The organism is Synechococcus sp. R6-10 (genome assembly GCF_047461815.1).
GTDB lineage: Bacteria > Cyanobacteriota > Cyanobacteriia > Thermostichales > Thermostichaceae > Thermostichus.
On the sequence record NZ_JANSHW010000523.1, the window covers coordinates 1 to 2,635 of the forward strand.

The following is a 2,635-nucleotide window of genomic DNA, read 5'->3' on the forward strand; positions in this document are numbered from 1 at the left end:
TTAAAAGTTGCTGACAACACCCCAAAACCGTAGCTTATAATACAGAATGTAGATAGAAATCGTTCATCCTCTCGCGTGCTGGGCGGCTCATCATGGGTAGAGCGACATCGCAGCCAGAGGACGGAAGTAGGGAGAGATCCCGAAGGAACGCGCCTCAACTCTTCTGGTAACCGTGGGGCTTCTCTTGGGAGAAGGCGAACGGATGAAAACTCAACTCATTTGGAGGCGAAGATCATGGCACTCTTTTACCGTGGCGTCGATTACACCCCCTCTTCTGCAACTGCAGCGGTTTCTCCCGGCAAAGTGGGGGGTCGTTACCGGGGGCTGGACTGGCGGTTCCGCCACCTGAGCAAGCCGGTGGTTTTGCCCACCAACCTTGACCTGCTCTATCGGGGTGTTGCTCATCATCTCAAGGCGGCCGAAGGGCCGGCTCAACCCGTTCAGACGGCAGAGGCATCTGCCCCGGTGGCTGCTAATGGCCGTTCTCATGTCTTGGATGAGCTGTCTCGCCGCTTGATGATGAGCCATCAACGCTTGATTCGGATTCGCCAGCAATCCATGCTGCTCCGCGGTACAGAGCAGATTGGCCTGCATGTCAACGTGCGCAACTTCTGGAACCGCATCCAAGGAAAAGTGCATCCCACCTTTCGGCTCAACTACGACCGTAGCCGTGTCAGCATGAGCTGATCTGCCCGTAACTGTTGATGCTCTGGCATGAGCTCAGCGAGAAGGGATCCCGGCTGGGGATCCCCTTTTGGTTTCTGGGTTGAGCTTCCTCAGGTCGATGGACGGCACAGGACGCTTCAACGCTGGCACGAGGTGCTGTTGACCAAAAGTAGCCAAGTTGCTCAAGGGATCCACAATTGAGGGGTGCTATTTCCTCGGAAAAAAACGGGATCCCATCAGGGATCCCGCTGCAGAATCGGCCACACCGCTTAGGCGTCGAAGTAAAGGGCGAACTCGTAGGGGTGAGGCCGCAGATTGATGGGGTTGATCTCGTTGTCGATCTTGTACTCGATATAGGTCTGGATCAGATCCTCAGTAAAGACACCGCCCTCTAGCAAGAAGGCATGATCCTTCTGCAGGTTTTCCAGGGCATCCAGCAGGGATCCAGGCGTGGAAGGGATCCTGGCCAGCTCTTCCGGCTCCAGATCGTAGATATCTTTGTCCAGAGGCTCGCCGGGGTGGATCTTATTCTTGATCCCGTCCAGGCCAGCCATCAGCATGGCCGAAAAGGCGATGTAGGGGTTGCAGGTGGCATCCGGGCAGCGGAACTCCAGACGCTTGGCCTTGGGATTGTTGCCGGTCACCGGAATGCGAATGGCAGCGGAACGGTTGCCCTGGGAGTAAGCCAGGTTCACCGGCGCCTCGAAGCCGGGCACCAAGCGCTTGTAGGAGTTGGTGGTGGGGTTGGTGAAGGCCAGGATTGCCGGGGCATGCTTGAGCAGGCCACCGATGTAGTAGAGAGCTGTCTCGCTCAGGTTGGCATAGGTGCCTTCGCTATAGAACAAAGGCTGGCCATCCTTCCAGAGGGACTGGTGGGTGTGCATGCCAGTGCCGTTGTCGTTAAATAGGGGCTTGGGCATGAAGGTGACGGTTTTGCCGTGCTTGCGGGCCACGTTCCGGATCACGTATTTGTAAACCATCATGTAGTCGGCAGCCGTGATCAGATCGGCAAAGCGATAGCCCAACTCCCCTTGCCCGCCGGTAGCCACCTCGTGGTGATGCTTCTCGATGGGCACCCCCAACTTGCCCATGGTCAGCAGCATCTCGGTGCGGATGTTTTGATGGGCATCGGTGGGCGGGGCCGGGAAATAGCCCTCTTTGTAGCGAGGCTTGTAGCCCAGGTTGCCACCTTTCTCCTCGCGGCCCGAGTTCCAGCGACCTTCGATGGAATCCACGAAGTAGTAGGCCGAGTTTTGGGTTTGGTCGAAGCGAACATCCTCAAAGATGAAAAACTCCGCTTCCGGCCCGAAGTAAGCCGTATCGGCAATGCCCGTCGATTGCAGATAGGCAACGGCACGGGCGGCAAGGCTGCGGGGACAACGGCTATAGGGCTGGCCAGTGCGCGGCTCAACAATGCTGCAAGTTATGCTGAGGGTGGGCACCTCCAGAAAGGGATCGATCCAAGCCGTTTTGGGATCCGGCACCATGTACATGTCCGACTCGTTGATCGCTTTCCAGCCCCGGATACTGGATCCGTCAAAGGGAAGCCCCTCGGTGAAGGTTTCTTCCTTGATCATCGAGGTGTGGAAGGAAACATGCTGCCAGGTGCCAAAGATATCCACAAACTTGAGATCCACTATCTGGACGTTGTTGTCCTGGATCATCTGAAGCACTTCTTGGGGCGTGGATGCCATTACTCTCTCCTGATTGGGTTGCGGTTAAGACTGGGGGAACTGTGGCTGAAACAAATGGGATCCCAGCAGGTGATCCCCACGCTTCGACCCAGACAGGCCAAAAACGCTCACTCATCCTAGAAAGGCCAACACGGGTATTTTGTAGTTTCTGATACAAAATTCATTTGAGCTCCGCTTTCTGACCAAGACCAAATTGCTGGCCATCTCAGCTAGAAATCGCAGGAGCCCCGCACTGTACCCGTAGGGTCAGTGCCGGGAGGAATGCGCTTTGATGA

General features: G+C 56.3%; 3 protein-coding genes and 1 riboswitch. Of the genes, 1 reads left to right on the forward strand and 2 read right to left on the reverse strand.

Features of this window, described 5'->3' with window-relative positions:
- The first annotated feature begins 58 nt into the window (after nt 1–58).
- Nucleotides 59–154: riboswitch (Glutamine riboswitch) on the forward strand.
- 80 nt (nt 155–234) lie between these two features.
- Nucleotides 235–687: a DUF4278 domain-containing protein gene (locus NW837_RS13200; RefSeq protein ID WP_011434342.1), complete on the forward strand. Its 453-nt coding sequence runs from the start codon at nt 235–237 to the stop codon at nt 685–687.
- A gap of 33 nt (nt 688–720) precedes the next feature.
- On the opposite strand, the gene NW837_RS13205 is transcribed toward NW837_RS13200, so the two are convergent.
- A complete protein-coding gene (locus NW837_RS13205; protein ID WP_414332092.1) occupies nt 721–843 on the reverse strand; it encodes a hypothetical protein in 123 nt (40 codons plus the stop codon).
- Between the two features lie 92 nt (nt 844–935).
- On the reverse strand, nt 936–2,360 hold the full coding sequence (gene glnA, locus NW837_RS13210; protein ID WP_414332093.1) for a type I glutamate--ammonia ligase: 1,425 nt from the start codon (nt 2,358–2,360) through the stop codon (nt 936–938).
- Nucleotides 2,361–2,635: the final 275 nt, after the last annotated feature.

Bases quoted from the DNA above. Each gene is read 5' to 3' on its own strand.
- NW837_RS13200 (WP_011434342.1), top strand. From the start codon at position 235: ATGGCACTCTTTTACCGTGGCGTCGATTACACCCCCTCTTCTGCAACT.
- glnA (WP_414332093.1), bottom strand. From the start codon at position 2,360: ATGGCATCCACGCCCCAAGAAGTGCTTCAGATGATCCAGGACAACAAC.